Annotated in this window: 25 protein-coding genes and 1 pseudogene; 6 read left to right on the top strand and 20 right to left on the bottom strand. The window is 60.8% G+C overall.

Annotation, left to right across the window (positions count from 1 at the left end):
* Positions 1 to 3: 3 nt before the first annotated feature.
* The 5 genes from A0257_05585 to A0257_05565 form a co-directional block, all read right to left on the bottom strand.
* A complete protein-coding gene (locus A0257_05585) occupies positions 4 to 771 on the bottom strand; it encodes a gluconate 5-dehydrogenase (GenBank protein AMR29637.1) in 768 nt (255 codons plus the stop codon).
* Positions 772 to 791: 20 nt separating this feature from the next.
* A complete protein-coding gene (locus tag A0257_05580) occupies positions 792 to 1,733 on the bottom strand; it encodes a hypothetical protein (protein AMR26626.1) in 942 nt (313 codons plus the stop codon).
* 212 nt (positions 1,734 to 1,945) lie between these two features.
* Positions 1,946 to 3,127, bottom strand: coding sequence for a UDP-4-amino-4,6-dideoxy-N-acetyl-beta-L-altrosamine transaminase (locus A0257_05575; GenBank protein ID AMR29636.1), 1,182 nt, complete (start codon positions 3,125 to 3,127; stop codon positions 1,946 to 1,948).
* A 39-nt stretch (positions 3,128 to 3,166) separates the two neighbouring features.
* Positions 3,167 to 4,189, bottom strand: coding sequence for a UDP-N-acetylglucosamine 4,6-dehydratase (inverting) (locus tag A0257_05570; GenBank protein ID AMR26625.1), 1,023 nt, complete (start codon positions 4,187 to 4,189; stop codon positions 3,167 to 3,169).
* Positions 4,190 to 4,244: 55 nt separating this feature from the next.
* Complete coding sequence (locus A0257_05565; GenBank protein ID AMR29635.1) at positions 4,245 to 5,501, bottom strand: hypothetical protein; 1,257 nt, start codon at positions 5,499 to 5,501, stop codon at positions 4,245 to 4,247.
* Between the two features lie 160 nt (positions 5,502 to 5,661).
* Here A0257_05565 and A0257_05560 point away from each other — a divergent pair, with 160 nt between their 5' ends.
* Positions 5,662 to 6,171 (top strand): hypothetical protein, encoded by a 510-nt coding sequence (locus A0257_05560; protein AMR26624.1) that lies wholly within the window; start codon positions 5,662 to 5,664, stop codon positions 6,169 to 6,171.
* A 69-nt stretch (positions 6,172 to 6,240) separates the two neighbouring features.
* Entirely contained in the window at positions 6,241 to 7,611 is a 1,371-nt protein-coding gene (locus A0257_05555; GenBank protein AMR26623.1) for a signal recognition particle protein, read from the top strand.
* 138 nt (positions 7,612 to 7,749) lie between these two features.
* Here the strand turns inward: A0257_05555 and A0257_05550 are convergent, their stop codons facing one another.
* The 15 genes and pseudogenes from A0257_05550 to A0257_05480 form a co-directional block, all read right to left on the bottom strand.
* The gene (locus A0257_05550) at positions 7,750 to 8,094 is read right to left on the bottom strand and encodes a hypothetical protein (GenBank protein AMR26622.1); all 345 of its coding nucleotides are present in this window, start codon (positions 8,092 to 8,094) and stop codon (positions 7,750 to 7,752) included.
* A 12-nt stretch (positions 8,095 to 8,106) separates the two neighbouring features.
* Positions 8,107 to 8,475, bottom strand: coding sequence for a hypothetical protein (locus A0257_05545; protein AMR26621.1), 369 nt, complete (start codon positions 8,473 to 8,475; stop codon positions 8,107 to 8,109).
* Positions 8,475 to 8,750 (bottom strand): hypothetical protein, encoded by a 276-nt coding sequence (locus A0257_05540; protein AMR26620.1) that lies wholly within the window; start codon positions 8,748 to 8,750, stop codon positions 8,475 to 8,477. Before A0257_05540 ends, A0257_05545 begins: the two co-directional genes overlap by 1 nt.
* Positions 8,751 to 8,817: 67 nt before the next feature.
* Positions 8,818 to 9,435, bottom strand: coding sequence for a hypothetical protein (locus A0257_05535; GenBank protein ID AMR26619.1), 618 nt, complete (start codon positions 9,433 to 9,435; stop codon positions 8,818 to 8,820).
* 240 nt (positions 9,436 to 9,675) lie between these two features.
* On the bottom strand, positions 9,676 to 11,019 hold the full coding sequence (locus A0257_05530) for an acetyl-CoA carboxylase biotin carboxylase subunit (protein AMR26618.1): 1,344 nt from the start codon (positions 11,017 to 11,019) through the stop codon (positions 9,676 to 9,678).
* A gap of 150 nt (positions 11,020 to 11,169) precedes the next feature.
* Positions 11,170 to 11,643 (bottom strand): acetyl-CoA carboxylase, biotin carboxyl carrier protein, encoded by a 474-nt coding sequence (locus A0257_05525; protein ID AMR29634.1) that lies wholly within the window; start codon positions 11,641 to 11,643, stop codon positions 11,170 to 11,172.
* A 135-nt stretch (positions 11,644 to 11,778) separates the two neighbouring features.
* A complete protein-coding gene (locus A0257_05520) occupies positions 11,779 to 12,342 on the bottom strand; it encodes an elongation factor P (protein ID AMR26617.1) in 564 nt (187 codons plus the stop codon).
* 101 nt (positions 12,343 to 12,443) lie between these two features.
* The gene (locus A0257_05515) at positions 12,444 to 13,436 is read right to left on the bottom strand and encodes a 3-oxoacyl-ACP synthase (protein ID AMR26616.1); all 993 of its coding nucleotides are present in this window, start codon (positions 13,434 to 13,436) and stop codon (positions 12,444 to 12,446) included.
* Between the two features lie 57 nt (positions 13,437 to 13,493).
* Positions 13,494 to 14,435: a phosphate acyltransferase gene (locus tag A0257_05510; GenBank protein ID AMR26615.1), complete on the bottom strand. Its 942-nt coding sequence runs from the start codon at positions 14,433 to 14,435 to the stop codon at positions 13,494 to 13,496.
* A gap of 122 nt (positions 14,436 to 14,557) precedes the next feature.
* Positions 14,558 to 14,791 carry a 50S ribosomal protein L32 gene (locus tag A0257_05505; GenBank protein ID AMR26614.1) on the bottom strand — a complete coding sequence of 78 codons (234 nt, stop codon included), beginning with the start codon at positions 14,789 to 14,791 and terminating at the stop codon, positions 14,558 to 14,560.
* 49 nt (positions 14,792 to 14,840) lie between these two features.
* Positions 14,841 to 15,380 carry a hypothetical protein gene (locus tag A0257_05500; protein AMR26613.1) on the bottom strand — a complete coding sequence of 180 codons (540 nt, stop codon included), beginning with the start codon at positions 15,378 to 15,380 and terminating at the stop codon, positions 14,841 to 14,843.
* A 97-nt stretch (positions 15,381 to 15,477) separates the two neighbouring features.
* A complete protein-coding gene (locus tag A0257_05495; GenBank protein ID AMR26612.1) occupies positions 15,478 to 16,467 on the bottom strand; it encodes a hypothetical protein in 990 nt (329 codons plus the stop codon).
* Positions 16,468 to 16,695: 228 nt separating this feature from the next.
* Positions 16,696 to 18,085 (bottom strand): annotated as a pseudogene (locus A0257_05490) (amidohydrolase).
* Positions 18,086 to 18,232: 147 nt separating this feature from the next.
* On the bottom strand, positions 18,233 to 19,270 hold the full coding sequence (locus A0257_05485; GenBank protein AMR26611.1) for a 4-hydroxythreonine-4-phosphate dehydrogenase PdxA: 1,038 nt from the start codon (positions 19,268 to 19,270) through the stop codon (positions 18,233 to 18,235).
* A gap of 147 nt (positions 19,271 to 19,417) precedes the next feature.
* On the bottom strand, positions 19,418 to 20,875 hold the full coding sequence (locus A0257_05480) for a peptidase M17 (protein AMR26610.1): 1,458 nt from the start codon (positions 20,873 to 20,875) through the stop codon (positions 19,418 to 19,420).
* A gap of 120 nt (positions 20,876 to 20,995) precedes the next feature.
* Here A0257_05480 and A0257_05475 point away from each other — a divergent pair, with 120 nt between their 5' ends.
* The 4 genes from A0257_05475 (at position 20,996) to A0257_05460 (ending at position 25,206) form a co-directional block, all read left to right on the top strand.
* On the top strand, positions 20,996 to 22,657 hold the full coding sequence (locus A0257_05475; protein ID AMR26609.1) for a peptidase M1: 1,662 nt from the start codon (positions 20,996 to 20,998) through the stop codon (positions 22,655 to 22,657).
* Between the two features lie 135 nt (positions 22,658 to 22,792).
* Positions 22,793 to 23,578: a 16S rRNA (adenine(1518)-N(6)/adenine(1519)-N(6))-dimethyltransferase gene (locus A0257_05470; protein ID AMR26608.1), complete on the top strand. Its 786-nt coding sequence runs from the start codon at positions 22,793 to 22,795 to the stop codon at positions 23,576 to 23,578.
* Positions 23,579 to 23,707: 129 nt separating this feature from the next.
* Positions 23,708 to 24,256 carry a hypothetical protein gene (locus tag A0257_05465; GenBank protein AMR26607.1) on the top strand — a complete coding sequence of 183 codons (549 nt, stop codon included), beginning with the start codon at positions 23,708 to 23,710 and terminating at the stop codon, positions 24,254 to 24,256.
* A gap of 11 nt (positions 24,257 to 24,267) precedes the next feature.
* The gene (locus A0257_05460) at positions 24,268 to 25,206 is read left to right on the top strand and encodes a phosphoglycerate dehydrogenase (GenBank protein ID AMR26606.1); all 939 of its coding nucleotides are present in this window, start codon (positions 24,268 to 24,270) and stop codon (positions 25,204 to 25,206) included.
* Positions 25,207 to 25,224: the final 18 nt, after the last annotated feature.

Below are 25,224 nucleotides of genomic sequence, written 5' to 3'. Positions count from 1 at the left end.
TAGTTAGCGAATGGTCCAGCCGCCGTCCACGACCAGGTTGTGGCCCGTCACGAAATTCGCGGCTTTTGAGCTGAGGAATACGAACGCGCCCGCCAAATCCTGCGGCTCGCCCACTCGGCCCAACGGAATGCGCCGTTGCAGCTCGCCTTCGAAGCCCGCGTTTTCGCGCACCTTATCGGAGGGAAACGCGCCCGGCGACACGCAGTTAACCTGAATATTCTCGGGACCTAAATACGAAGCGAAGTACTTGGTTAGCTGAATTATGGCCGCTTTGCCCGCGCCGTAGTGCGGCGGGTTCAGGAACTGCGGCGCGTCGGCGTAGGCCCCGAAATCGGGGGCCACTACGCCGTACATGGAGGCCACGTTGATGATTTTGCCGCCGCCCGCCTGCCGGAAGTAGGGTAGCACCTCGCGCAGGCAGCGGTAAGCGGTGCCCACCGAGCCGTCGAGACCCAGCGCGAAATCGGCGTCGGGCAGCGCATCGGGCTGCTGGCCCCGGCTATAAAACGCATTGTTGATAAGCACGCCGGGCGGCCCATACTGGTCGAAGCTCTGGCGGAAAGCCGCCTGCACGGAGGCCGTTTCCGACACATCGCAGCACACGAAATGCAGGTTGGCTACCCCTTCCCCAAACGCTTTGGTGAACGAGTCGGCGCTGCGGCCCAGCACCACCACCCGCGCGCCGTGGGCCAGCAAGCCCGCCGCGACGGCGCGCCCCAGGTGCCCGTAGCCGCCCGTGAGCAGCACCGTCTGGCCCGTGAGGTCAAACATCGTGTGGTAAAAAGTGTCGGTCAGGGGCGCGGCGGCCATGTGTAGGGCAGGATAAAAGTGTCGGTGGTTTCGGCCAGCGCTGTGAGGGCCGGGCGCAGCGCTTCGGCGGCGCGAACGTAAGCCGAGGCAGCCAGATTTTCGCGCAGATTCGCAGCTGAATCGACGCCGATAACCGCCCGCGCCACGCCCGGCGCGTAGGCCGCGAACAGCAGCAGCGCGGCCGGCAGCGGCACGCCCGCCCCGGCCGCCAGCGCCCGCAGCCGCGTTAGCTTGGGCACCAACGACCCAAAGAGGGGGGGTAGGGATGCTGGCTCGCGCAGCAGCAAGCCCTGCAAAAATGCCGACCGCACATGCACCTCCACGCCCCGCGCCGCCAGCCGGGGCAGCACCGCCGCAAAGCGCTGGTCGAGCACATTATACGGCACCTGCACCAGGTCAATATCCCAGCCTTGCGCCAGCAGCCACTCGGCCTCGTGCGGGTGATACAGCGACACCCCAATGCGCGCCACCTGCCCGGCGGCCCGCGCCGCTTGCAGCGCCGCCCAGGCTGCCGGCTCGGCCTGCAACGGCCCAAAGGCGTGAAACAGCATCCCATACAGCCGCGTTCGCCGCAGCCGGGCCAGCGACTCGGCCAGGTGCTGCGCTACCAGCATGGGCGGCCCGGCACTTATTTTAGTAATAATCTGAAAATCAGCAATTTCTTCATCAAACTCACCCAGCCGCGCTTCGCTGTTGCCGTAGGCGGCGGCGGTGTCGAGCAGGGTGAGGCCAGCGGCGCGGGCGGCGGCCAGCACTTCGGCCACGGCGGCGGGGGTAGGCTGGCCGGCCGTGTTATTAATGCCGTAGGCCAAGCCAAACTGCGCGGTGCCCAGCACCAGCCGCCGGGCCAGGTCCGCCGTTTCGGGGGGGGTAGGGGCAGGATTCACCGAGTTGGAGATATGGCCGTATTTAAGGCAGAACACCTTTTTGAAAAATAATTAAAAATGATAACAGGACTTACGCAAAAGACGTTTGTCATTGCGAGCAAAGCGAAGCAATCGCCCCAGAACGACTGGCGCGAGTATCGTTCGGGTGCGACTGCTTCGCTTTGCTCGCAATGACAGACGATTTGCGTAAGTCCTAAAGAAATTAAAAATTAGACAGACAGATTTTTAATTTATCATTTTTAATTATTTTAGGTTGGGTTGTGGGCCAGAAAATCGCGCACGCAGTCAACTACGTAAGCCTGCTCCTCGTCAGTAAGAATAGGATAGAGTGGCAGGCTGAGGCAGCGGGCATAATAAGCCTCAGCGTGCGGAAAATCGCCGAATTTCCAGCCCAGATTTTCGTAGTACGGCATCCGATGCACGGGCACGTAGTGTACCTGCGCCAGGATATTTTTGGTGCGCAAAAACTCGTACAAGCCGCGCCGGTTGGCCACCTGAATCACGTACAAATGATAAGCGTGGCCCTCGCGGCCGGGTGCCAGCACCGCCACGCCGGGCATGGCCGCGAAGGCGGCATCGTACTGCGCGGCCAGCTGCCGGCGGCGCGCCAGGCCCGCTTCGGCGCGCGCCAACTGGCTGATGCCCAGCGCGCACAGAATGTCCGAGATGCGGTAATTGTAGCCCAGCTCCTGCATTTCCATGTACCAGCCGCCCTCGTCCTGGCGCAACAAGCCCGTTGCCTCGCGCTCGATGCCGTGGGTGCGCAGCCGGCGCAGGCGGTGATAAAGCGCCTCGTCGTTGGTGGTAATCATGCCGCCCTCGCCAGTGGCAATGTGCTTGACGGGGTGAAAGCTGAAAATGGCCAGCTCGGCCAGCTGCCCGCTGCCGCAGTGGTATTTATCGCCTTGCTGGTCAATAAAATAACCGCCCGGCGCGTGGCAGGCATCCTCAATCAGCCAGAGGCCAAACTCGTCAGCCAGCGCCCGCGCGGCCGCCATATCCACGGCCAGCCCGGCAAAATCGACCGGAATAAGGCCAGCGAAATACCTTTTCGGGTGAGCTTCGAGCAAATTTCTAACCGCATGTAAATCAAGGAGCCCCGTAGTCGGGTCGATGTCGGCGAAATGCACTTCGCCGCCGCAGTAGCGCACGCAATTGGCCGAGGCCGCGAAGGTGATGGGACTCGTAATCACGCGCTTCCCCGGCCGCACATCCAGGGCCAGCGCGCACAGGTGCAGCGCGGCCGTGCCGTTACTCACCGCCACGGCGTATTTCGCTCCCACGTAGGCCGCGAATTTCTCCTCAAACTCCGCCACGCGCGGCCCTTGGGTCAAGAAATCGGAGCGGAGCGTGGCGACAACCGCCGCCACATCCTCGTCCGTAACGTGCTGGCGGCCATAGGGCAGTAGGGGGGTAGGCGCGGTTTCCAAGCTCAAAAGTGGCGTAAAGACGAGAAAAAAATGGGAGGGCTACTCCTCAAAAGCAGCGTCCACGTGCAGCCGGATTTCCTCCCGAATCTGCTCGGCGCTCAGCCACTCACTGTTGTTGGCCGAGTCGTAGTGGAAGTTCTCGGGCACGCGCTTGGCGTTGAAATGCTGGATAAAATCGGCTTCTTTCCAGCCCGGCGACGTGGTGGGCAGAATGACGTAGTAGCGGTCCAGCTCCACGGTGCTTAGCGCGTCGGTCTGCGTTATCATCTCCTCGTGCAGCTTCTCGCCCGGCCGGATGCCCACGATGCGCTGCTCGCAGTCGGGGCCGATGGCACGGGCCACCTCCGTAATCTTATACGACGGGATTTTGGGCACGAAAATCTCGCCGCCCCACGAGTGTTCCAGCGCATACAGCACCAAATCCACGCCCTCTTCGAGCGAGATGTTGAAGCGCGTCATGTCGGGGTGCGTGATGGGCAGCACGCCCGTGTGCCGCTGCTGCAGAAAGAACGGTACCACCGACCCGCGCGAGCCAATCACGTTGCCGTAGCGCACCACCGACAGGCGCAAGTCTCTGCTACCCTTCATGTTATTAGCCGCCACGAAGAGCTTATCCGAGCAAAGCTTGGTAGCACCGTAGAGGTTAATGGGCGCGGCGGCCTTGTCGGTGCTCAGCGCCACCACGTCTTTCACGCCGCAGTCGAGGGCGGCATTTATCACGTTTTCGGCCCCGAAAATGTTGGTTTTGATGCACTCCATCGGGTTATACTCGGCGGCGGGCACCTGCTTGAGGGCGGCGGCATGAACGATGATATCCACGCCTTCGCAGGCCCGTTGCAGGCGCTGTGAGTCGCGCACGTCACCGATAAAAAACCGGATGGCCGGGTACTTACTGTGCGGAAACTCCTGGCTCATCTCGTATTGCTTCAGCTCATCGCGCGAAAACACAATCAGCCGCCGCACCTCCGGGTAGAGCTTGAAAATGGTGCGTACAAACTGCTTACCAAACGAGCCGGTGCCGCCGGTGATGAGCAAAGACTTGCCGTTGAGGTCGAGGGCCATGAAACTACTATCGGGTTGAAACCACAAAAATACGCCCCGCCGCGTTGGCGCGGTCCTACCCCCGCCGGGCGGCGCGCACCAGCTCGGCCAGCCGCGCCGCCTGCGCCTGCCGCGAATAGCGCGCCACGAGGGGGGTAGGGGGCAGGTCGAGGTTCGAATTTTGCTGCCAGCGCTCGGCCAGCGCGTCCAGGGTGCGGCGCATCAGGGCGTAGTCATCGTAGGGCAGCGCTTGCCCGGCGTCCGCTTCCCGCAAAATCTTGTCGGCATCGGAGCCGGCCGGCCCCACGCACAGAATGGGTTTGCGCGCCGCCAGGTATTCAAAAACCTTCCCCGGCAGAATGCCTTTATTTAAGGCCACGTCCGGGATAGCCATCAGCAACGCACTGCTTTGCAGCAGAAAATCGACCGATTCCTGGTGCGGCACAAAGGGCATAAACTCGGTGGCCCCGACTAGCCCGGCCGCCGCCACCTGCGCGCCCACGCCCGCATCGACCTGCCCCACGAAGCGCAGCCGCCACGGCACTAGGGGGTAGGCGGCCGCGCAGTCGGCCACCGCCCGCAGCAGGTTTTCGATGCGGTAGCCCGCCGTGATGGTGCCCGTGTGCGTCAGGCGCAGGCAGTCGGGGGGGGGTAGGGAATCGCCCTGAAAATCAGCCTCATCGTAGCCATTAGGCAGCACCACGATTTTACCTTTGGCCAGGTCGGGCAGTTTGCGCCGGAACAGCCGCTCGGTTTCGGGCGAGGTCACCAGCACGGCGTCGGCGGCGCGCAGCACCTGGCTTTCGTAGCGCGCGTCGAGCCAGGCGGCGGCGGGCGTGCGGTGCAGGTCTTTGGCGTAATAAATATCCGTCCAGGGGTCGCGCAGGTCGGCTAGCCAGCGCAGGCCGTGCTTGCGTTGCAATTCTAAACCAATGAGTTGCGTCGAGTGCGGCGGCGAGGAAGTCAGCACCGCGTCAAACTGCTCGCCCTGCGCCAGCAGCTTATCCACGGCCGCCAGGGCGTAGGCATTCCAGCCCCGGCGCGGGTCCGGGATAAACAAATTGCCCCGCACGAAGCGCAGGGCTTTTTGGGTCAGCGTCGGCGCGCCCTCGTTGGCAAAGCCGCCGTGCGGCACGGCCCGGCCCGTCAGCTTTTGGTACGAGCCAAACGGCTCCAGCGTGGCCGTGCGAATGACGCGCACGCCCGGCGGCACTTCGCGCAGCAGGCTTTCGTCACGCACCGGGTAGGTCGCCTGGTCGGCGTCCACGGTCACCACGGTGGGCTCCACGCCCAGGCCGGGCAGGTATTTCACCCATTTCAGGCAGCGCTGCACGCCCGCCCCGCCCGAAGGCGGCCAGTAATACGTGAGCACTAGCAGGCGCAGGGGGGTAGGGCGGGGCACGGTGGGCAGGGCAATTTGGTGGGTAAAGCTACGGCTTCCGGCACCGGCCCGCCGGTCGTAACTTTGGCTTTCCTACCCCCTCCCTGTGGCCATGACCAACGACCAAGCCAACGAACTGCTAGTTCTGATTGCCGACCAGATTAAGGCCACCGACCGGCTGGGCGAAACGTTCGAGCGCCGCTTCACGCAGCTTAACGAAACCATGCTGAACGGCTTCGTGCGCCTGGAAGATAAATTTGACAAGAAAACCGACATCCTCGCCGACCGCCTGGACACGCTCACCGGACGCGTGGACACGCTCACCGACCACGTGGATACGCTCACCGACCACGTGGATACGCTCACCGACCACGTGGATACGCTCGCCGACCGCCTGGACACGCTCACCGGACGCGTGGACACGCTCACCGATGAAGTACGGGACCTGAAAACCGAAGCGCGCACCACCAATCGCCGCCTGCAAGCCACTTTTGACCAGGCGGGCCATCTCACCGAAGAAAATACCGGGCAGGAAACCCGGCTGGTAACGCTCGAAACGACCAGCGCCGACATGCTTCAGCGCATTGCCAACCTCGAAACCCAGCTACGCCGCGCTTCCTAGCGCATTCTCTTAACCAGCCGCGCCGTTCGCATCCGCGAAATCCGCGCCATCTGCTCAATCCGCGATTATATGTTTGACAATCTCTCCACCAAGCTTGATAAGGCTATCAAGACCCTCAAAGGGCAGGGTAGCATCTCGGAAATCAACGTCGCCGCCACCGTCAAAGAAATTCGCCGGGCGCTGGTCGATGCCGACGTTAACTACAAGGTTGCCAAAGAAGTAACCGATAAGATTAAGGACGAGGCAATGGGCCGCGACGTGCTCACGGCCATCTCCCCTGGCCAGCTCATGGTCAAAATCGTCTATGACGAGCTGACCCAGCTCATGGGCGGCGAAAAGCAGGATATCGTCATCAAGGGCGACCCGGCCGTGGTGCTGCTCTCGGGCCTGCAAGGCTCGGGCAAAACGACTTTCGCCGGCAAGCTCGCCAGCTTTATCAAAAAGCAAAACCGCACCGTGCTGCTGGTGGCCTGCGACGTGTACCGCCCCGCCGCCATCGACCAGCTCAAGGTGCTCGGTGAGCAAATTGGGGTCGAAGTGTACTCGGAGCCGGACAACAAAAATCCGGTCGAAATTTCGCAAAATGCCATCGCCTACGCGAAGCAAAACAACAAGAAAGTCGTCATCGTGGACACCGCCGGCCGCCTGGCGGTGGATGAGCAGATGATGCGCGAAATCGAGGCTGTCAAGCGCGCCATCAACCCCAGCGAAACACTGTTCGTGGTGGATTCGATGACCGGCCAGGACGCCGTGAACACCGCCAAGACCTTCAACGACCGCCTCAATTTCGACGGGGTAGTGCTCACCAAGCTCGACGGCGACAGCCGCGGCGGCGCGGCCCTCTCGATTCGCGCGGTGGTCGAAAAGCCCATCAAATTCATCTCGACGGGCGAAAAAATGGAGGCCCTCGACCTCTTCTACCCTGACCGCATGGCCCAGCGCATCCTGGGCATGGGCGACGTGATTTCACTCGTAGAGCGCGCCCAGCAGCAGTTCGACGAGGAAGAAGCCAAGCGCATCAACGCCAAGATTCGCAAAAACCAGTTCGACTTCAACGACTTTCTCGGCCAGCTCGAGCAAATCAAGAAGATGGGCAACCTCAAGGACCTGGTGGGCATGATTCCGGGTGCCTCGAAGATGATGAAAGACGTCGAAATTGACGACGACGCTTTCAAGCCGGTCGAGAGCATCATCAAGAGCATGACCAAGCAGGAACGCGCCCAGCCCGACCTCATCAACGGTTCGCGCCGCCGCCGCCTCGCCGCCGGCTCCGGCACCGATATTCAGCAGGTGAACGCCCTGATGAAGCAATTTGAAGACATGCGCAAAATGATGCGCCAAATGAATAAAATGAGCCAGACCAAAGGTGGTATGGCCCAAATGGCCAAAATGATGGGCGGCATGAAAGGCGGCGGAATGCCCGGCATGGGCCGCCGGTAAGCCAGCGCGAAAAACGGGTAAAAAAGAACGTCATGCTGAGCTTGTCGAAGCATCTCTACCACGCCATTGGTAAGCCAGCGGTGCGGTAGAGATGCTTCGGCAAGCTCAGCATAACGTTCTTCTTGTTTGTGTGAGAATCTACTTGGTAATTAAAATGCGCGGAATATCTTTTTCTCGCAAATCAATATCAACCGGCAAAGGCTGCTTCGTAAACTCATCGAAGCAAATAGTGCTTTGGCCTTTGTATTTCATTTGCGGGTCATTAATAATAATGACGTGCGGAAACGTGCCATATTCCTTGTCCTCGCGCATCAGCGTTTGCTGGTTGCCAAGGCTTGGGTCATTAAGCACATTAGCGTAAACGAATTGGCCTTGCGGCGCTTGCTTAAAATAAAGCACCGAGCTCTCAATGTGGCCATTGCAGGGCGCGGAGCAGCTGGCAAGCGCAATAATAGAAAAATAGATAAAAACCAGGAGCTTCATCTTTACAAATTATTACTCGAATGGATTGTAAACGGATAAGCCTGAAACTGACGAAAAATCAGCCGTATTGCGAGTTGCTACCTCCAAATTATATTCTAAAGCGGTAGCCGCGATGAGCGCATCACCAAGCGACATGCGCCGCTGCTGACGTAGAACTATCGCTCGCAATATAATTGCCTGGCTCACGGGTAGGATACCCAGGATGGTAAATGCTGAATTGAAGTAAGCCGCGTCAGCTGCCGTCAGCTTATGAAACCCGAGCGTTTCTACCTGAGAAATAGCCGAAACAAAGTTAGTAGGATTTAGTACTAATGGCCGCAGAAAAGCACTGTCGGGATTGGCCGAATAGATGAGCAGGTTACTATCGAGTAGATAGGCCATTAGTCGCGGCCGGGAAGTGAGCGGTCCCGCCGTTCCTCGCGCTGCCAGGCGAGCGGGTCGGAAATACTTTTTCCATCGCCCCCTTTTTTGATAATCTCTAAATGATATTCGCGCTCACTTGCCGATAAAACAGGGCGTAGGGCGTGCTCGGCCGCTAAACTTACCGACTTTGATACCAAGCCATTATCGGCAATATGCAGGCCGGCCGCTGCCGCCAGCCGTACTAACTCCTGGTACACATTGTCGTCGGGGATGGTGAGGATGTGCGGTTGCATAACGCTAAAAGTATTGCGTGATTAACAAAAACCTGCTCGGCTACGCGTGAACAGTTGAACTCTCTTTTCAATCCGCCAACCGCAAAGGCGGAATGTTGATGCGCTCGTAAATATCCGCCAGCGACAATTGACACTGTAATGACGGCAACATCAAAACGTCCGTGAGCTTCCGCAAGCTAGTCAATTCCCAGGTGCCGTGGTCGGTACGAACGAAGCTGTCCACTAGGATGCGATACTGCGATACCAGCACGTATTGCTGTAAAGAGGGAATAAGTTGGCTTTGCTCAAACTTCCAGCCGCGGTCGCGGGCCTCCGTGCTCTTCGACAATACTTCGATTATCAGTAACGGAGAATGCGCCGTGCGCGGGTCGTCATCGTGCGGGTCGCAGCTTACCATCACGTCTGGATAGCTATAATGCTCTCCGGCCTCAATAGCAAGCCGCACATTCTCCGCGTAAATCTCGCAGCTTCGCCCTTGTAAACCTAACCGTAATCCAAACGCACAGTTTTGAATCAGTCGGTTATGTTGCTTGGTGCCGCCAGCCATTCCTTCTGCCGAAGCCGGTCCTTCGAGCGGAAAGATTTCGCCGTGGTAGTATTCGTGGCGAATATCCGACTGCTCCTCAAAGGCGAAATACTCCTCGACGGTGTAGTGGCTCTGATAAGCAGATTGGGCTGCGGGCATAAGTTATGAGCGATTATTAAATCCATCAAGTATCCACAGTGCTACTCTTACGATAAGCCAGTAGAGAAAGCTGACCCAAAAAGTTGCTGCTAGACCACTTTGTATTTCGTTGATTTTAGATGAATTATAACTAGTATATGATGTAGCCGCAATCCACGAGAAAACAATAAGAACAATGAGTATCCTGAAATGACCTGTTGATTCGGCTTTGAAATGTCTGAATTTACGCAGCATATTGAGTTACACTACCGAGAAATCAAACGATTCCAAAAACTTCGTGGTGAAATTGCCAGCCTTGAAATCCTCGCTGTCCATCAGCGCCAGGTGAAACGGAATAGTAGTCTTCACGCCTTCCACCACGAACTCGCTCAGGGCGCGCTTCATTTTGACAATGCACTCCTCGCGGGTTTGGGCCACGGTGATGAGCTTGGCAATCATGGAGTCGTAGTTGGGCGGAATCTGGTAGCCGGCATAGACGTGGGTATCGACGCGCACGCCGTGGCCGCCGGGAATGTGGAGGGTAGTGATGCGGCCGGGCGCGGGGCGGAAGTTGTTGCGCGGGTCCTCGGCGTTGATGCGGCACTCCATCGCGTGCATTTTAGGGAAGTAATTTTTGCCCGAAATCGGGATGCCGGCCGCTACCTTAATCTGCTCTTTAATAAGGTCATAGTTGATGATTTCCTCCGTGACCGGGTGCTCGACCTGGATGCGGGTGTTCATTTCCATGAAGTAGAAATCGCGGTTGGCATCGACCAGAAATTCGATGGTCCCTACCCCCTCGTAGCCGATGGCCGAGGCCCCGGCAATGGCCGCCGCGCCCATGCGCTCGCGCAAGTCGTCGGTCATGAAGGGCGAGGGCGCTTCCTCCACCAGCTTCTGGTGGCGGCGCTGGATGGAGCAGTCGCGCTCCGAGAGGTGCGCCACGTGGCCGAACTGGTCGCCTACAATCTGAATCTCGATGTGGCGCGGCTCCACCACGTATTTTTCCAGGTACATGCCATCGTTGCCGAAGGCGGCCTTGGATTCGGTGCGCGCGTCGTCCCAGGCTTTCTGGAATTCGTCGTCGCCGTTGATGATGCGCATGCCGCGCCCGCCGCCGCCGGCCGTGGCCTTAATGATAACGGGATACTTAATCTCGTGGGCGATTTGCTTGCCCTGCTCCACCGATTCGAGCAAGCCCACCGAGCCGGGCACCACGGGCACGCCGGCCGTAATCATGGTGGCTTTGGCGGTGGCCTTGTCGCCCATTTGGTTTATCATCTCGGGCGAGGCCCCGATAAACTTGATGCCGTTTTCCTGGCAGATGCGCGAAAATTCGGCATTCTCGCTCAAAAAGCCGTAGCCGGGGTGGATGGCATCGGCGTTAGTAATCTCGGCCGCCGCGATGAGGGTAGGGATGTTCAGGTAGCTCTGACTGCTGGGGGGCGGGCCGATGCACACGGCCTCGTCGGCAAAGCGCACGTGCAGGCTTTCCTTGTCGGCGGTCGAATAGACGGCCACCGTTTTGATGCCCATCTCGCGGCAGGTACGGATAATGCGCAGGGCAATTTCGCCCCGGTTGGCAATCAGGATTTTATTGAACATGGCCGAAGGTGGCGGAATCTATAAAAAAGGAAAATCAAAATTAAAAGAACGTCATGCTCATCTAGCGTCCGCTTGTCGAAGCATTTCTACCGCTTCGACAAGCGGACGCTAGATGAGCATGACGTTCTTTTGGAAACCAACGTAGAAAAACTATTCAATCAGAAACAGCGGCTGGTCGTACTCCACGGGGGTAGCATTCTCCACCAGCACCTTCACGATGCGGCCGGATTGCTCGGCTTCAATCTCATTGAACAGCTTCATGGCCTCGATGATGCAGATAACCTGCCCTTTTTCCACCATATCGCCTACCTGCGCGAACATCGGTGAATCGGGGCCGCTGCTGCGGTAGAAGGTGCCAATCATGGGCGACTTGAGGGGCGTGTAGCTGGCGGCGCTGGCGGGTTCGGCCGGGGCCGGGGGGGTAGGGGCCGCCGCGATGGTGGGCGCTGGTGCCGCCGCTGGCTGCGGGGCCGGAGCAGCGGGCGCCGCGCTCATGCTCACAATCTGCTTGGTGCTGGGCTCGCGCTGCACCGAGATTTTAAACTCTTCGGTTTCAATATTGACTTTATTGAGGCCCGACTTGGCAATGAAGTCGAGCAGTTCCTGGAGTTCTTTGGCTTTCATGGCAGCGTCTTTTTTAGGCGGGGTTTTATGAGAATCTTTCGACATCGGAGGGGAAGTAGCGCGGGCTCAGCGAGTCCGCGCGTTGGAACGTTTGGCTGCTACCGCGCGCGGACTCGGCGAACCCGCGCAACAACCTTACTTCACGCGCTCTACGTAGGAGTAGTCGCTGGTTTTGATGCGAATTTTGGTGTCCGTATCTACGAACAGCGGCACCTGAATGCGAGCCCCGGTTTCGACGGTGGCGGCCTTGAGGGTATTGGTGGCGGTGTCGCCGCGCAGGCCGGGCTCAGTGTAGGTCACCAGCAGGTCCACGGTGGTGGGCAGCTCGGCGGTGAGGGGCTGCTCGGTTTCGGCGTGCATGAGGATGGTCACGGCCTGGCCTTCCTTCATGAGGTCGGCGAAAGGTACCATCGCCTCGTTCAGCACAATCTGCTCAAACGTGTCAGTGTCCATGAACGTGTAGCCGTAGTCGTCCTTAAACAAATACTGGTGCGGGCGCTGCTCCACGCGGGCCGTTTCAATCTTGACGCCAGCATTAAAAGTATTGTCCAAGACCCGGCCAGTCTTGATATTACGCATTTTGGTGCGCACGAAAGCCGGGCCTTTGCCGGGCTTCACGTGCTGAAATTCGGTGATAACGTGCAGGTCGTTGTTGTACATCAACACGAGCCCATTGCGGAAGTCGGCGGTGGTTGCCATTGGTTTCAGTTAAGAGTTAAGAGTTATGAGTTAAGAGTTACGGTTATGAGTTTTGGCGGCCAATGGAGCCAACTCTTAACTCATAACTTTTAACTCATAACTTAAGAATCGTACGCCCATTTGATGTGCATGGCGCCCCAGGTGAAGCCGCCGCCGAAGGCCGCGAAGATGAGGTTATCGCCCTTGTGCAATTGTTTCTCGTAGTCCCAGAGGCACAGGGGAATGGTGCCGTTGGTGGTGTTGCCGTAGCGCTGAATGTTGAGCATCACCTTTTCGGGCCCTACCCCCATGCGGTGGGCCGTAGCGTCGATAATGCGCTTGTTGGCCTGGTGGGGCACCAGCCAGGCCACGTCGTCGTGGCTGAGGCCCTGGCGGGCCATCACCTGGGCGGCTACGTCGGCCATGTTGGTCACGGCAAACTTGAAAACCGTGGCACCTTCCTGGTAAATGAAGTGCTCGCGGTTGGCGATGGTTTCGGCCGTGGGCGGGCGGCGGCTACCCCCCGCTTTCTGGTGCAGAAACTGCTCGCCGTTGCCATCGGCGCGCAGCACCTGGTCGAGGATGCCGTAGCCGTCGGTGCTGGGCTCCAGGAGCACGGCCCCAGCGCCATCGCCAAAGATGATGCAGTTGGAGCGGTCAGTATAATCCACAATGGCCGACATTTTATCGGCCCCCACTATCACTACCTTCTTATACATGCCGCTCTGCACGAACTGCGCGCCGGTGGCCAGCGCGTATAAAAAGCCCGAGCACGCCGCGTTCAGGTCGTAGCCAAAAGCGTTTTTGATGCCCACCGCGTTCGCAATAATGTTGGCCGTGGCCGGAAACAGCACGTCGGGCGTCACGGTGGCGCAGATAACCAGGTCGATAGCGGCGGGGTCGGTATTGGTTTTTTCCAGCAGCTGCCGCACCGCCTTAATGCCCATCACCGAGCTGCCCTGGTCCTTCCCCTTCAGAATGCGGCGCTCTTTGATGCCGGTGCGCGAGGTAATCCATTCGTCGGTGGTATCGACCAGTTGCTCGAGCTCCTTGTTGGTGAGCACGTAGTCGGGCACGTAGCCTCCGACTCCGGTAATGGCGGCGGTAATCTTCATGAGCGCAAAGGTGCGGCCCGAACGCAAAAGTCTGGCCCCAGGCCAGACTTTTGCGAGTTAGGATTTGAAAGAGTCTTTGATTTGGTCCACGATGCCCGACTGAGCCATCTGGTAGCCTTGGATTATCATGTTGCAGATGGCCAGCGGCGTGCTAACGCCGTGGCCGATAAGCGCATTATCATTGATGCCCAGGATGGGTGAGCCGCCAATGGTTTCGTAATTTACTTTCTCAAAAAATTCGTCGTTCAGGTTGCGGGTCACCATAATGTCGTACATCGACTCGGCCATTTTCAGCATCACGTTGCCCACGTACCCATCGCACACAATGACGTCGGCTTTGTCGTTAAACAAATCCCTACCCTCAATATTACCGATGAAATGCACGTGCGGGTTCACCTTGAAGAGCTGGTGCGCGGCCTGCGTCACCACGGCACCCTTACCCTCTTCTTCGCCCAGGCTCATCAGACCCACTTTGGGCCGGGCAATGCCCAGCACATATTGCGCGTAGAGCGAGCCAAGCTCGCCAAACTGCTCCAGCATTTCGGGTTTGCAGTCGGCATTGGCACCGGCATCGACCAGGATGCCGTAGCCCCCGGCCAGCTTGGGCACGAAGTTGGCGATGGCCGGGCGCAGCACGCCGGGCACGGCCTTCACCGTGAACATGGCACCCACGAGCATAGCGCCCGTGTTGCCGGCCGAGCAAAACGCATCGACCTCGCCGCTCTGCAGCATGCGGTAGCCGACGGCAATGCTGCTATCCGGCTTTTGCTGAAAAGCTTTGGCAGGATGCTCTCCCATTGCGATAACCTGGGAGGCGTGCACTACTTGGAGGGCAGCAGCGCTGGGGCCGTATTGTTGCAAGAGCGGGCGCACTTCGGCTTCGGAGCCGATAAGCAGCACTTGCGCTTTGCCGGCCAGGCGCTGGGCCGCCAGCACGGCACCAGCCACAGCGGCCTGGGGGGCAAAGTCGCCGCCCATAGCGTCGAGGGCAATTTTCATGAACGCGAAAAAAGTATAGAATCAGCCATAAAGCGTAAGCGCAGGAAACCAAACCGGGCCGAACTGCCAATCTCAAAAGAGCAGTCCGGCCCGATGGTACCGCGAAATAACAACGCTTTCGGCTATTCTTCGTCCGCGTCCGTGTCGCCGGCCCCTGCGGGGGCAGCTACGGAGGTATAATTCTTGACGGCCAGCTGGCCATTGTGGTACAGGTCACCATCCACCACGTAGGCCTTGTGGCGCAGGTGCAGCTCGCCCGTGTTGGGGCAGATGGTTACGGCCTTAGGGGTGAGTTTGTGGTGGCTACGGCGTTTGTCGCGGGTGGCGGAGGAGGTCCGGCGTTTAGGATGGGCCATTTTTGAAAATTATGAAGGTTGAATTAGAAATTATGAATTAGATAACCCTCTAATTCAGGTTTTTGAGGGCCGCCCAGCGCGGGTCGGCTGGCTCGTCATCATCCGGGCCTTCGCCCGGCGGGCGAGTCGAGAAAATGAGCTTGGTAGTAGCATCGGGGTCGTCATCGGCTTCGTTCTGGAAGCGTGGATGCAGCTTTTTCATGGGCAAAGCCAGGCCAATATAATCGTAGAGGTGCTGGGCCAGGTTGAGCGTCAGCGTCTCGGGCGTCACTTGCAGCACGTCATCGTCCAGCTCTTTGGGCTCGTCGCCGTAGCGCACCAGCAGCCGGTTTTCGATGTCCAGCGGGTGGTCAAACTCGTCGAGGCTGCGGTCGCAGGTGAGGCGCACGGTGCCCACGATGTGCGAGTTGATAGTAATAACGCGCTCCGTTTTAATGAGCGTTACGTCGGCGTTCAGGTTGCCATCGGCAATAAATTCGCCTTGCGGGTCGAACTCCTCAAAAAAGGCGCGGCCCAGCTCAAACGCGAAGTGGTGCGTCTTGAGGGAAAGCCGGGCGATGGGCAAATCAAATTGCGGGTCCTTTTTCACAGTAAGCCGAATAACGGGGGGCAAAGGTATGGGTTTTAGTTGGCTTTATCAAGCAACAAACCCAACAACCAGCCAATAAGGCGAGCCAGGCTGCCCCCTACCCCCCTGCCTCGCCCGGATAGCGCAGCCCGATGCGCTGGCGCACGGCATCGAGCAGGCGCATCAGCGCCAGGCTGGAGGAGAGGGGTAGGAGCGGGCTTTCGAACCGGCCTTGCGCCAGGCACTCCTGCACGTGCGCGGCCTCGTAGTGATAGCCGTCGCCGGGCGGGGGGTAGGAAAATTCCTGCGCCGCCTGGCCCAGCGGCTGCACCCGCACGCCGTGCGGCGCATACAGCGGCCCCAGCAGCCGCAGCTGCCCGCCGGTGCCATATAGCACGCACTGGTTGGCGAGCGGGGCGGCCAGCGTAGAAGCCAGGCTGGCCGTGGCCCCGCCGGCGTAGGCCAGGCTCATGGCGCAGCTCAGGTCAACGCCAGTGCCCGCCGCCACGGATACGGCCTCGACCGCCGTGGGCGGGCCCAAAAAAAGCTGGCTGAGAAAGAGCGGATACACGCCGATATCGAGCAATGAGCCCCCGGCCAGGTTCGGGTTGAAGATTCGCTCCAGCGGCTCGTAAGGCATAAAACCGCCGAAGTCGGCTACCAGGTGCTTCACCTCGCCAATTGCACCTGACTCAAGTAGTTCTAGTGCGTGGTTCACGGCCGGAAAAAAGCGCGTCCAGAAGGCTTCCATCAGAAACACGCCTTGGGCCTGGGCCACGTCAATCAGCTCCCGCGCCTGGCCGGCATTCACGGTAAAGGGCTTTTCGCAGAGCACGGCGAGGCCGGCCCGCAGGCACAGCAGCGCGTGGGCGTGGTGCTCGGAGTGGGGGGTAGCGATGTACACCACGTCGAGGTCGGGCACGGCGGTTAGCGCCTCGTAGCTGCCCACGGCGTGGGCGGCCCCAAACTCCGCGGCAAACGCCCGCGCCTTGTCCGGGCTGCGCGAGGCCACGGCGTGCAGACTGGCCCCCGGCACGTGCGCCAGGTCGGCGGCAAACTTGCGGGCAATGTTGCCCAGGCCCAGAATTCCCCAACGGTAGGTGCGCATGATGAAAGGAGAAGCTAGTAGTTGGAGATAGAGAGGATAGTTGGAAATTCGCTAGAACGTCATTCCGATGAAAATTCACTAGCCCGTCCTTCCGAGCTTGCCGAGGAATCTCGCTCGCGCCGTTCGGGTAGCGTGCAATGATGCGGGCGAGATTCCTCGGCAAGCTTGGAAGGACGTTCTAATGAGATGTCTGATAGTCCGTTGCGAGTAATCTGCCCCAGCGGCTGATTACTTCCTCGCCGCCACGCGTTTCAGCTTCGCTTGCAGCTCGTCCAGCGCGGCCCGCGACAGGTAGCGGCCATCGGCCACGACGGCCGCGATGCGGCGCGTATTGGCGATATCCACGAGCGGGTTGGCGCTGAGTAGCACCAGGTCGGCGACCCGGCCGGGCCGCACGGTGCCAAAGTCCTGGAGGCGGTGGTAGAAGCGCGCCGGGTTGAGGGTAGCAGTTTGCAGGGCTTGCAGGGGCGTGAAGCCGGCCGCCACGAAGCGCTGAAGCTCCAGGTGCAGGCTCACGCCGGGAATCAAATCGACGCCCGCCGGCATGTCGGTGCCCGCCAGAAAGCCTACTCCCGCCGCGTGCAGTCGGCGCACGAGGTCCAGCTCATGGGCCACGAACTTTTCGCGCACCGCCAGCGGCTCGGTATCCAGGCTTTGGGCGATGCTCTTTTGGGCCCTGGGCCAGCGCGTTTCGACCCAGCTGCGGCCCGCGTAGGCCAGGGCCGAATCCTGCCGCCAGTCGATGGCATCGACCAGCCACTGGCCGCGCTCCCAGAAGAGGGTAGGGCACTGCCACACCTGGCGCGCGGCCAGCAGCTTGATGATAGTGGCCTCGCGGGCCAGGTCGTAGGTGGCCAGGAAGCGGCCCGGCGATTTCGGGCCGCCCGCTACGTACTTCGCCTCGTCGGGCGAGCTGGCTTCAAAAATGCCGATGAGGTGCTCGAAGGTGCGCTGGCCGGCGGCCACGGCCTCGGTGGCGCGCACGGCGTCGGGCACGTGGCCATCGACCGGCAGGCCCACTTTTTTGGCCTCGGCCATGATGGCGAAATACGCCGCGCGGCACCAGCGACTGCACTTTGATGAAATCAACGCCGCGCGCCTTTAGCCTATCCACCGCCCGGCGGCCTTCCTCGGGGGTCGCAATAGCGATGGCCGCCTTGTAGGGCGACTTGCCGCCGTCGAGCATTGGGCCGGCAGCCACGATGCGCGGCCCCAGCAATTGATGCGCCGCCACGGCCTGCCGGGCGCGTAGGATGCTGTCCAGCTCGCTGCCCATGTCGCGGATGCCGGTTACGCCATTGGCTACCAGCAAGGGCAAAATCAGGTCGGTGCCCGCGCTGGCCGTGCCGTCGAAATACACGTGGGTGTGCATGTCCCAGAGCCCCGGAATGAGGTACTGGCCCTGGGCATCAACCACTTGGCCCGGCCCAGGGGGGGTAGGGCGCGCCGACGGCCTCACCCGCACGATGCGCGACCCGGCAATAACTACCGTTTGGTCGGCCTGAATCTGGCCGGTCCGCACGTCCACCACGTTGGCGTGCGTCAGCGTCAGCTGCTGCGCCAGGGCCGGCCGGCTACCCAGCCAGCCGATGAGGAGCAAGAGGAGGGGTAGGCGCATAAGATTGATTGGTTTTTGTCATTGCGAGCCTGCGAAGCAATCGCATCAGAACGATGGATGAATGACTGGCGTGGGTGTTGTTCGGGTGCGATTGCTTCGCAGGCTCGCAATGACAAACGTCCCCCCACCCCCTACCCCCAAAGTGACTCACCGCACCGAGCGCGGGTCGGCGGCCCCGAGGCGGCGGGCCTGCACCACATCGCAGGCCAGAAACACGGCGGCCCGAAACGACGACTCATCGGCGCAAAACTTGCCCGCGATGCCGTAGGCCGTGCCGTGGTCGGGCGAGGTGCGCACCACCGGCAGGCCGGCCGTGAAGTTCACGCCCCGCTCAAACGCCATGAGCTTGAACGGAATCAGGCCCTGGTCGTGGTAGATGGAGAGGGTAGCGTCGAACTGCCGGAACTGCCCGGTACCGAAGTAGCCATCGGCGGGGTAGGGGCCGAACACGAGGTGGCCATCGTGCGCAAACTGCCGGACGACGGGTGTTATCACCTCGCCCTCCTCGCGGCCAATCAGGCCGTTTTCGCCCGCGTGGGGGTTCATTCCCAGCACGGCTATCTTGGGTTTGAGAATACCAAAATCCTGCTGCAACGACTTGAGCAACAAGCGAATTTTAGTGCGCAGCAAGTCGCTGGTCACGCGGGTCGAAACGTCCTTAAGTGGAATGTGGCCGGTGGCGGTGGCCACGCGCAGGTCTTGCCCCTCATCCACCAAAAACATGAGGCTGTCGGCCGCGCCGAAGTAGCTGGCTAAGAACTCGGTGTGGCCGGGAAAGCGAAAGTCGTCGGCTTGGGTATTTTCCTTGCTGATGGGCGCTGTCACGATGCCGTCGAGCAGGCCGGCCTTGAGGTCGCGGCTGGCGGCGAGCAGACTTTCGCGGGCGGCCTGCCCGCTGGCGGCCGAGGGCTGGCCGGGCGTGAGGTGAAAATCCTCGTCCCAGCACGTTACGGCGTTGAGGCGGCCGGGCGCGATGTCGGCCGCGTCGCGCAGCTGCCGAAACATGAGCGGCTCGGCCCCTTTTTCCACCGGAAAATCGTCGAAAAGCGCCGTGGCCGTGCCGTACACCACGGGCGTGCACTGCTGCAAAATGCGCTCGTCGCGCAGCGTTTTATAAATGACTTCGGGGCCGATACCGGCCAGGTCGCCCACGGAAAAACCGAGGCGGGGTAGGGTTTTGGACATGATAAATAGGGACGCTCCTAATCGTCTGTCATACTGAGCTTGCCGAAGCATCTCGCGTGGGGTAGTAATCAATGCCGTTGAACGATTGAGTTACTACCCCACGCGAGATGCTTCGGCAAGCTCAGCATGACGTTCTTTTTTGAGAAATTAAGCTACCTGCTTGGTTAGAAATTCATACAAAAGCCGCACGCCCATGCCCGTGCCGCCCTTGCCGCGATACGAGTCGGCGGCCGTCAAAAACGCCGGGCCGGCAATGTCCAGATGCAACCAGGGCGTGCCTTCGATGAAGCGCTCCAGAAACTTGGCGGCCGAGATGTGGCCCGCCTCGGCCTTGCCCAGGTTGGAAAGGTCGGCGATATCTGACTTCATGTGGTCAGCGTAGTCGTCCCAGAGCGGAAACTCGACCAGGCGCTCGTGCGTGCGGTGCGCGGCGGCCAGCAATTGGGCGGTGGTGTCGGGCGCGGCGGTGCCCATTACGGCGGCGGCCTCGGTGCCCAAGGCACGCACGGCCGCGCCGGTGAGGGTAGCGAGGTCAATGACCAGCGCGGGGTGGTATTTTTTGGCGAAGCTCAGCGCGTCGGCCAATAGCAGGCGGCCTTCGGCGTCGGTGTTTTTAACCTCCACCGTGAGGCCCGAGTGCATGGTGAGCACGTCGCCGGGCACGTAGGCCAGGCCGCCGGGGCGGTTGTCGGTGGCCGGCACCAGGCCGATAACGTGCAGCGGGATGTTGTTCTTAGCCAGCGCGTAGAGTACGCCGCCCACGGCCGCGCCGCCGGCCATGTCGCACTTCATCAGGTCCATGCTGTTGGGCGTGGGCTTGAGGCTGAGGCCGCCGGTGTCATAGACTACGCCCTTGCCCACGAGCACGTAGGGCTTCTCGTTTTTAGCACCTGCGGGCTTCCACTCCAGAATGCTGAACGTGGGCGGCTCGGGCGAGCCCAGGTTCACGGCCAGCAGGCCACCCATGCGCAGGCTCTCGATGCGGGCCATGTCGAGGATGTCGGTGGTGTAGCCGGCGTCGTCGCCAGCCTCGGCCAAGCGCTCAGCAAACTGCTGGGCATTGAGCTTATTAAGGGGCGCATTTACCAGGTCGCGGGCGAAGGCGACGCCTTCGAGCACGTGCTGCAACTCGGTGACCTGCGCCTCGGTGGCCGCGTTGCCGACGAGGTTAATCGTGGTGAGCGCGGCCGCCGCGCGCGACTTCTCATCCGTTTTGTAGCCCTCAAACTGGTAGGCAGCCAGGAATAAGCCCTCGGCCAGCGTGCGGGCGGCGTCGGGGTTGTCGCTGAGATTCTGCACGAAAACCTCGGCCGTTTTTTCCCGCTTCAGCAAGCCTTGCAGCTGGTGGCCGGCCTTGCGCAGGGCTTCGAGCTGGAGGCCGGGGGTAGGCTTTTTTTCGAGCACCACGAAGTAGTGCTGGTGCGAAAAGTGGTTGAGCGTAATGAGCTTCTGGTCGTCGGCCAGGGCCGTTTCGACGTAGCGGCGGGCGGCCTCAGGCAGGTCGGTGGCGGCAAGGGGGGGTAGAGCGGTGGTGCCGAGGGGCAGCACGAAAACCTGGGTAGCGTGGGCCGGCACGGCGGCGGCGTGGGCAAGCATGAGGGACATAGGGAGCGGGCAGGGGCGTAACTTTGGCGTGAAGGTATGTAGAACGGAGTGGCACTCCGTTTTGCTATTGCGCAAGCGACCCAACCGGAAATGGAGTGCCACTTCGTTTTACAAGGTGTTATGATTCTGCGAAAAACTCTGCGGCTGTTGCTGCCGCTGCTCGCCTCGTCGCTGCTGGCCTCGGCCCAGCTTATGCAGCCCAAAACGACGTTTACCCGCGCCGATTCGCTGCGCGGCGGCCAGCCGGCCGAGCGTACTTGCTACGACATCAACTACTACCACCTCGACGTGAAGCTCGACGTGGCCCGCCGCTTCATCAGCGGCACCAACCTGTTTCGCTTCACGGCCACGCGCGATTTAACGCGGCTGCAATTCGACCTTTTCGCCAACCTGGCGGTGGATAAGGTGACCTACCACGGCCGCGACGTGCCCTTCACCCGCGAGGCCAACGCGGTGTTCGTGACCTTCCCTACCCCCCTCCAGGCGGGCAGCCGCGACGAGTTCACGGTTACGTATTCGGGCCAGCCCACCATCGCCAAAAAAGCGCCCTGGGACGGCGGCTTCGTGTTTGCGCAGGACACCACCGGCGCGCCCTGGGTAGCCACCGCCTGCCAGGGGGTAGGGGCCAGTATCTGGTGGCCCACCAAGGACCAACAGGCTGACGAAGTGGACAGTATGCTCATCAGCGTGGCCGTGCCCAAGGGCCTCACCGACGTGTCGAACGGCCGCCTGCGCGGCACCCACAAGCTACCCGGCGGCTACACGCGCTTCGACTGGGCCGTGACCAACCCCATCAACAACTACGATGTGGCCCTGAACGTGGCGAAGTACGCGCATTTTTCGGACGTGTACCAGGGCGAGAAAGGCCCGCTGACGCTCGACTACTGGGTGCTGCCCCAAAATTTGGCGAAGGCCAAAAAGCAGTTTGCCGCCAACGTGAAGCCCATGCTCAAGAGCATGGAATACTGGTTCGGTCCCTACCCCTTCTATAAGGACGGCTACAAGCTGGTCGAAACGCCCCACCTCGGCATGGAGCACCAGAGCGCCGTGGCCTACGGCAACCACTACTTGAACGGCTACCTGGGCCGCGACCGCTCGGGCACCGGCTGGGGCCTGAAGTGGGATTTTATCATCATCCACGAGAGCGGCCACGAGTGGTTTGGCAACAACATCACGGCCAAGGACATTGCCGATATGTGGGTGCATGAGAGCTTCACCACCTACTCGGAAGCGCTGTTCGTGGAAAGCCAGTATGGCAAGCAGGCCGGCCAGGAATACCTGCACGGCCAGCGCCGCAACATCCAGAACGACGGCCCCATTATCGGCCCCTACGGCGTGAATAAAGAGGGTTCCAGCGATATGTACGACAAGGGCAGCAACCTGCTCAACATGGTGCGCACGGCCCTCAACGACGACGCCAAATGGCGGCAAATCTTGCGCGGCCTGGGCCAAACGTTCTACCACCAGACCGTGACCGGCCAGCAGGTAATCGACTATATCAGCCGCGAGGCGGGCCGCGATTTCAGCCCCGTGTTTGCACAGTATTTGCAGTATCCCAGCCTGCCGGTGCTCGAAACGCGCGTCGAAAAAGGCCAGCTGCTGGGCCGCTGGGTGGCCAACGTGCCGGCCTTTGACCTGCCCGTGCGCCTGCGCCTGAAAGGCGGCGAGTATAAATTCCTTACCCCCACCACCAAGTTCAAGCCCCTCGACCTGCCCGGTGCGACGCGCGACAACGTGGAGGTCGATACGTTTAACTACCACATCGGCGTGCTGATGGATTAACCAAGCATTATTAAAGGCGATTGTCATTGCGAGCAACGCGAAGCAATCGCACCGGAACGATGCCCGAGCGACTCGTTCTGATGCGATTGCTTCGCGTTGCTCGCAATGACAGGCTTTGAAACCAAGTACTAAAAAATGAACGCCGTTCGCCCCAAAAAGCACCTTGGCCAGCACTTCCTGGCCGACCCCAACATTGCCCGCCGCATCGTGGAGAGCCTGCGCCTGCCCGAGGGACTCGGGGAGGTGCTCGAAATCGGCCCCGGCATGGGCGTGCTCACGCAGTATTTGCTTGAAAACCCGGCCTACCAGACCAGCGTGGTCGAGATTGATACCGAGTCGGTGGCCTACCTCACGACGCACTACCCGGCGCTGACGCCCCGCATCTACGCCACCGATTTTCTGAAGCAGGATTTGGGGCAGTTATTTCCCGATAAGTCACTGGCCATCATCGGTAATTTCCCCTACAACATCAGCACCCAGATATTCTTCCAGGTGCTGGCCCAGCGCCAGCAGGTGCGCGAGGTGGTGGGCATGTTGCAAAAGGAAGTGGCCGAGCGCCTGGCCGAGCCGCCCGGCTCCAAAACCTACGGCATCCTGAGCGTGCTTTTGCAGGCTTATTACGACATCGAATACCTGTTCACGGTGCCCGCCCACGTGTTTGTGCCGCCGCCCAAAGTTGAGTCGGCCGTGGTGCGCCTCACCCGCAACCAAACCGAAAGCCTGGATTGCGACGAGAAGCTGTTTTTTCGGGTGGTGAAGCAGGCCTTTTCCACCCGCCGCAAAACCCTGCGCAACGCGCTCAAACCGCTGGGCTTGTCGAGCGAGGCGATGGCGGGCGAGCTGTTCGACAAGCGCGCCGAGCAGCTGGGGGTAGGGGAGTTTGTACGGCTGACGCAGCTCGTGACGGCCAACCAGTCCTGAGCTTCTGCCGAACGTGGCGGCTGGCCAAAAAGTCGGCAATTCTAACTCCCTCCTTACATTTTTTATATGCTGCGTCAGTTGCTGCTAGTAGGTGCTTTATTGGGAATAAGCTGCGCTCCGGCCCAACAGGTGCCCTATTTCAGCGGCAGCCTGGAGTTTGAAAGCGAGTACCAAACGGCGGCCGGCGAAACTCTCTACTACGCTGTGAAGCCCAAGAGCTGGCCCTACGTGCAGGGCCGCAACTACAAGCTTTACGACAAAAATAAAAAGCTGAACGAGCTTTACCTGGGTGATAAAAATGAGTTGTACACGTTTCCGCAGGGCCAGTCCAAGCTGCTGGCCGACACCGCCCGGCGGCGTCCCGCCGGGGCCGCGCTGAAGTGCCTGCCCACCACCGCTACCATTCTTGGCTACCGCTGCCACGTGCTGCAACTGACGCAGGACCGCGTTTCGACCCTGGTTTTTTATTCGCCTGAACTACGCATTGACCTAGCTGGTTTGAGCAAGTGCCCCTCCTGGGGCTGGTACGCGCTGCTGCAAGCCACTGATGGCACCCTACCCCTGCGCACCATCCTGGTCGATGCCGAGCACGACATTACCGCCACCAGGGAAGCCATTGCCGTGCGGCCCATGCTGCTCATACCTACTGATTTTACCACTGTCGCCCCGGCGCGGTAGCTTTTTTAGTGATGTCCCTCTGCCTGATAATTGACGACATGCACCCCTCGCTCTTGCCGATGCTGCGCGGCATCGGCGTGGAGGGCGACTATCAACCCAAGCTGCTCGCCGCCGACGTGCCCGCCGCGCTGGCCGCCCGGCCCTACACCGGCCTGATGGTGCGCAGCAAAATGCGGATAACCAGCAGCTTGCTGGCCCGCGGCCCGCAGCTGCGCTACGTGGCCCGCGCCGGGGCGGGCGTCGATAACATCGACGAAGCGGCCCTGGCGGCGGCCGGCGTCACGCTCGTGAACGCGCCCGAGGGCAACCGCGACGCGGTGGGCGAATTCGCGGTGGGCCAGCTGCTGGCCCTGCTGCGCCACACCGTGACGGCCGATGCCGAGGTGCGCCGCGCCGAGTGGCACCGCGAGGCCAACCGGGGCGAGGAGCTGGGCACCAAAACCGTGGGCCTGCTCGGCTACGGCCACATGGGTAGGGCCTTCGCCCGGCGGCTGCGCGGCTTCGGCTGCCTCGTGCTGGCCCACGATAATGACCCCGCCGTGGTCACCGACGGCCACGCCGAGCTGGTGCCGCTGGCCGAGCTGCAGGCCCGCGCCGAAATTTTGAGTATTCATATTCCGTACTCCGAGGCGAATCATGAGGTTGTGAATGAGGAGTTTCTGGCCGCTTTTCAGCACCGCATCTGGCTGATGAACACGGCCCGCGGCGAAGTGGTGGACCAGGCCGCCCTGGTGGCCCGGCTGCGAAGCGGCCAGGTGCGCGGCGCGGCCCTCGACGTGCTCGCCAACGAAAAGCTCACCACCCTTACCCCCCCCCAGCAGACCAGCTTCGACTACCTGCGCGCCGCGCCCAACGTGGTGCTCTCGCCCCACATCGGCGGCTGGACGCACCAGAGCTACCAGCGCATCAACGAGGTGCTGGTGGCGAAAATCAAGCTTCTCCTTGGTTGAGCAAGCCCGCCGCTGGCG

The sequence above is a fragment of the Hymenobacter psoromatis genome, assembly GCA_001596155.1.
Lineage (GTDB): Bacteria > Bacteroidota > Bacteroidia > Cytophagales > Hymenobacteraceae > Hymenobacter.
Note: the sequence above shows the minus strand (reverse complement) of the source record. Positions and strands in the feature narration are given on the sequence as shown.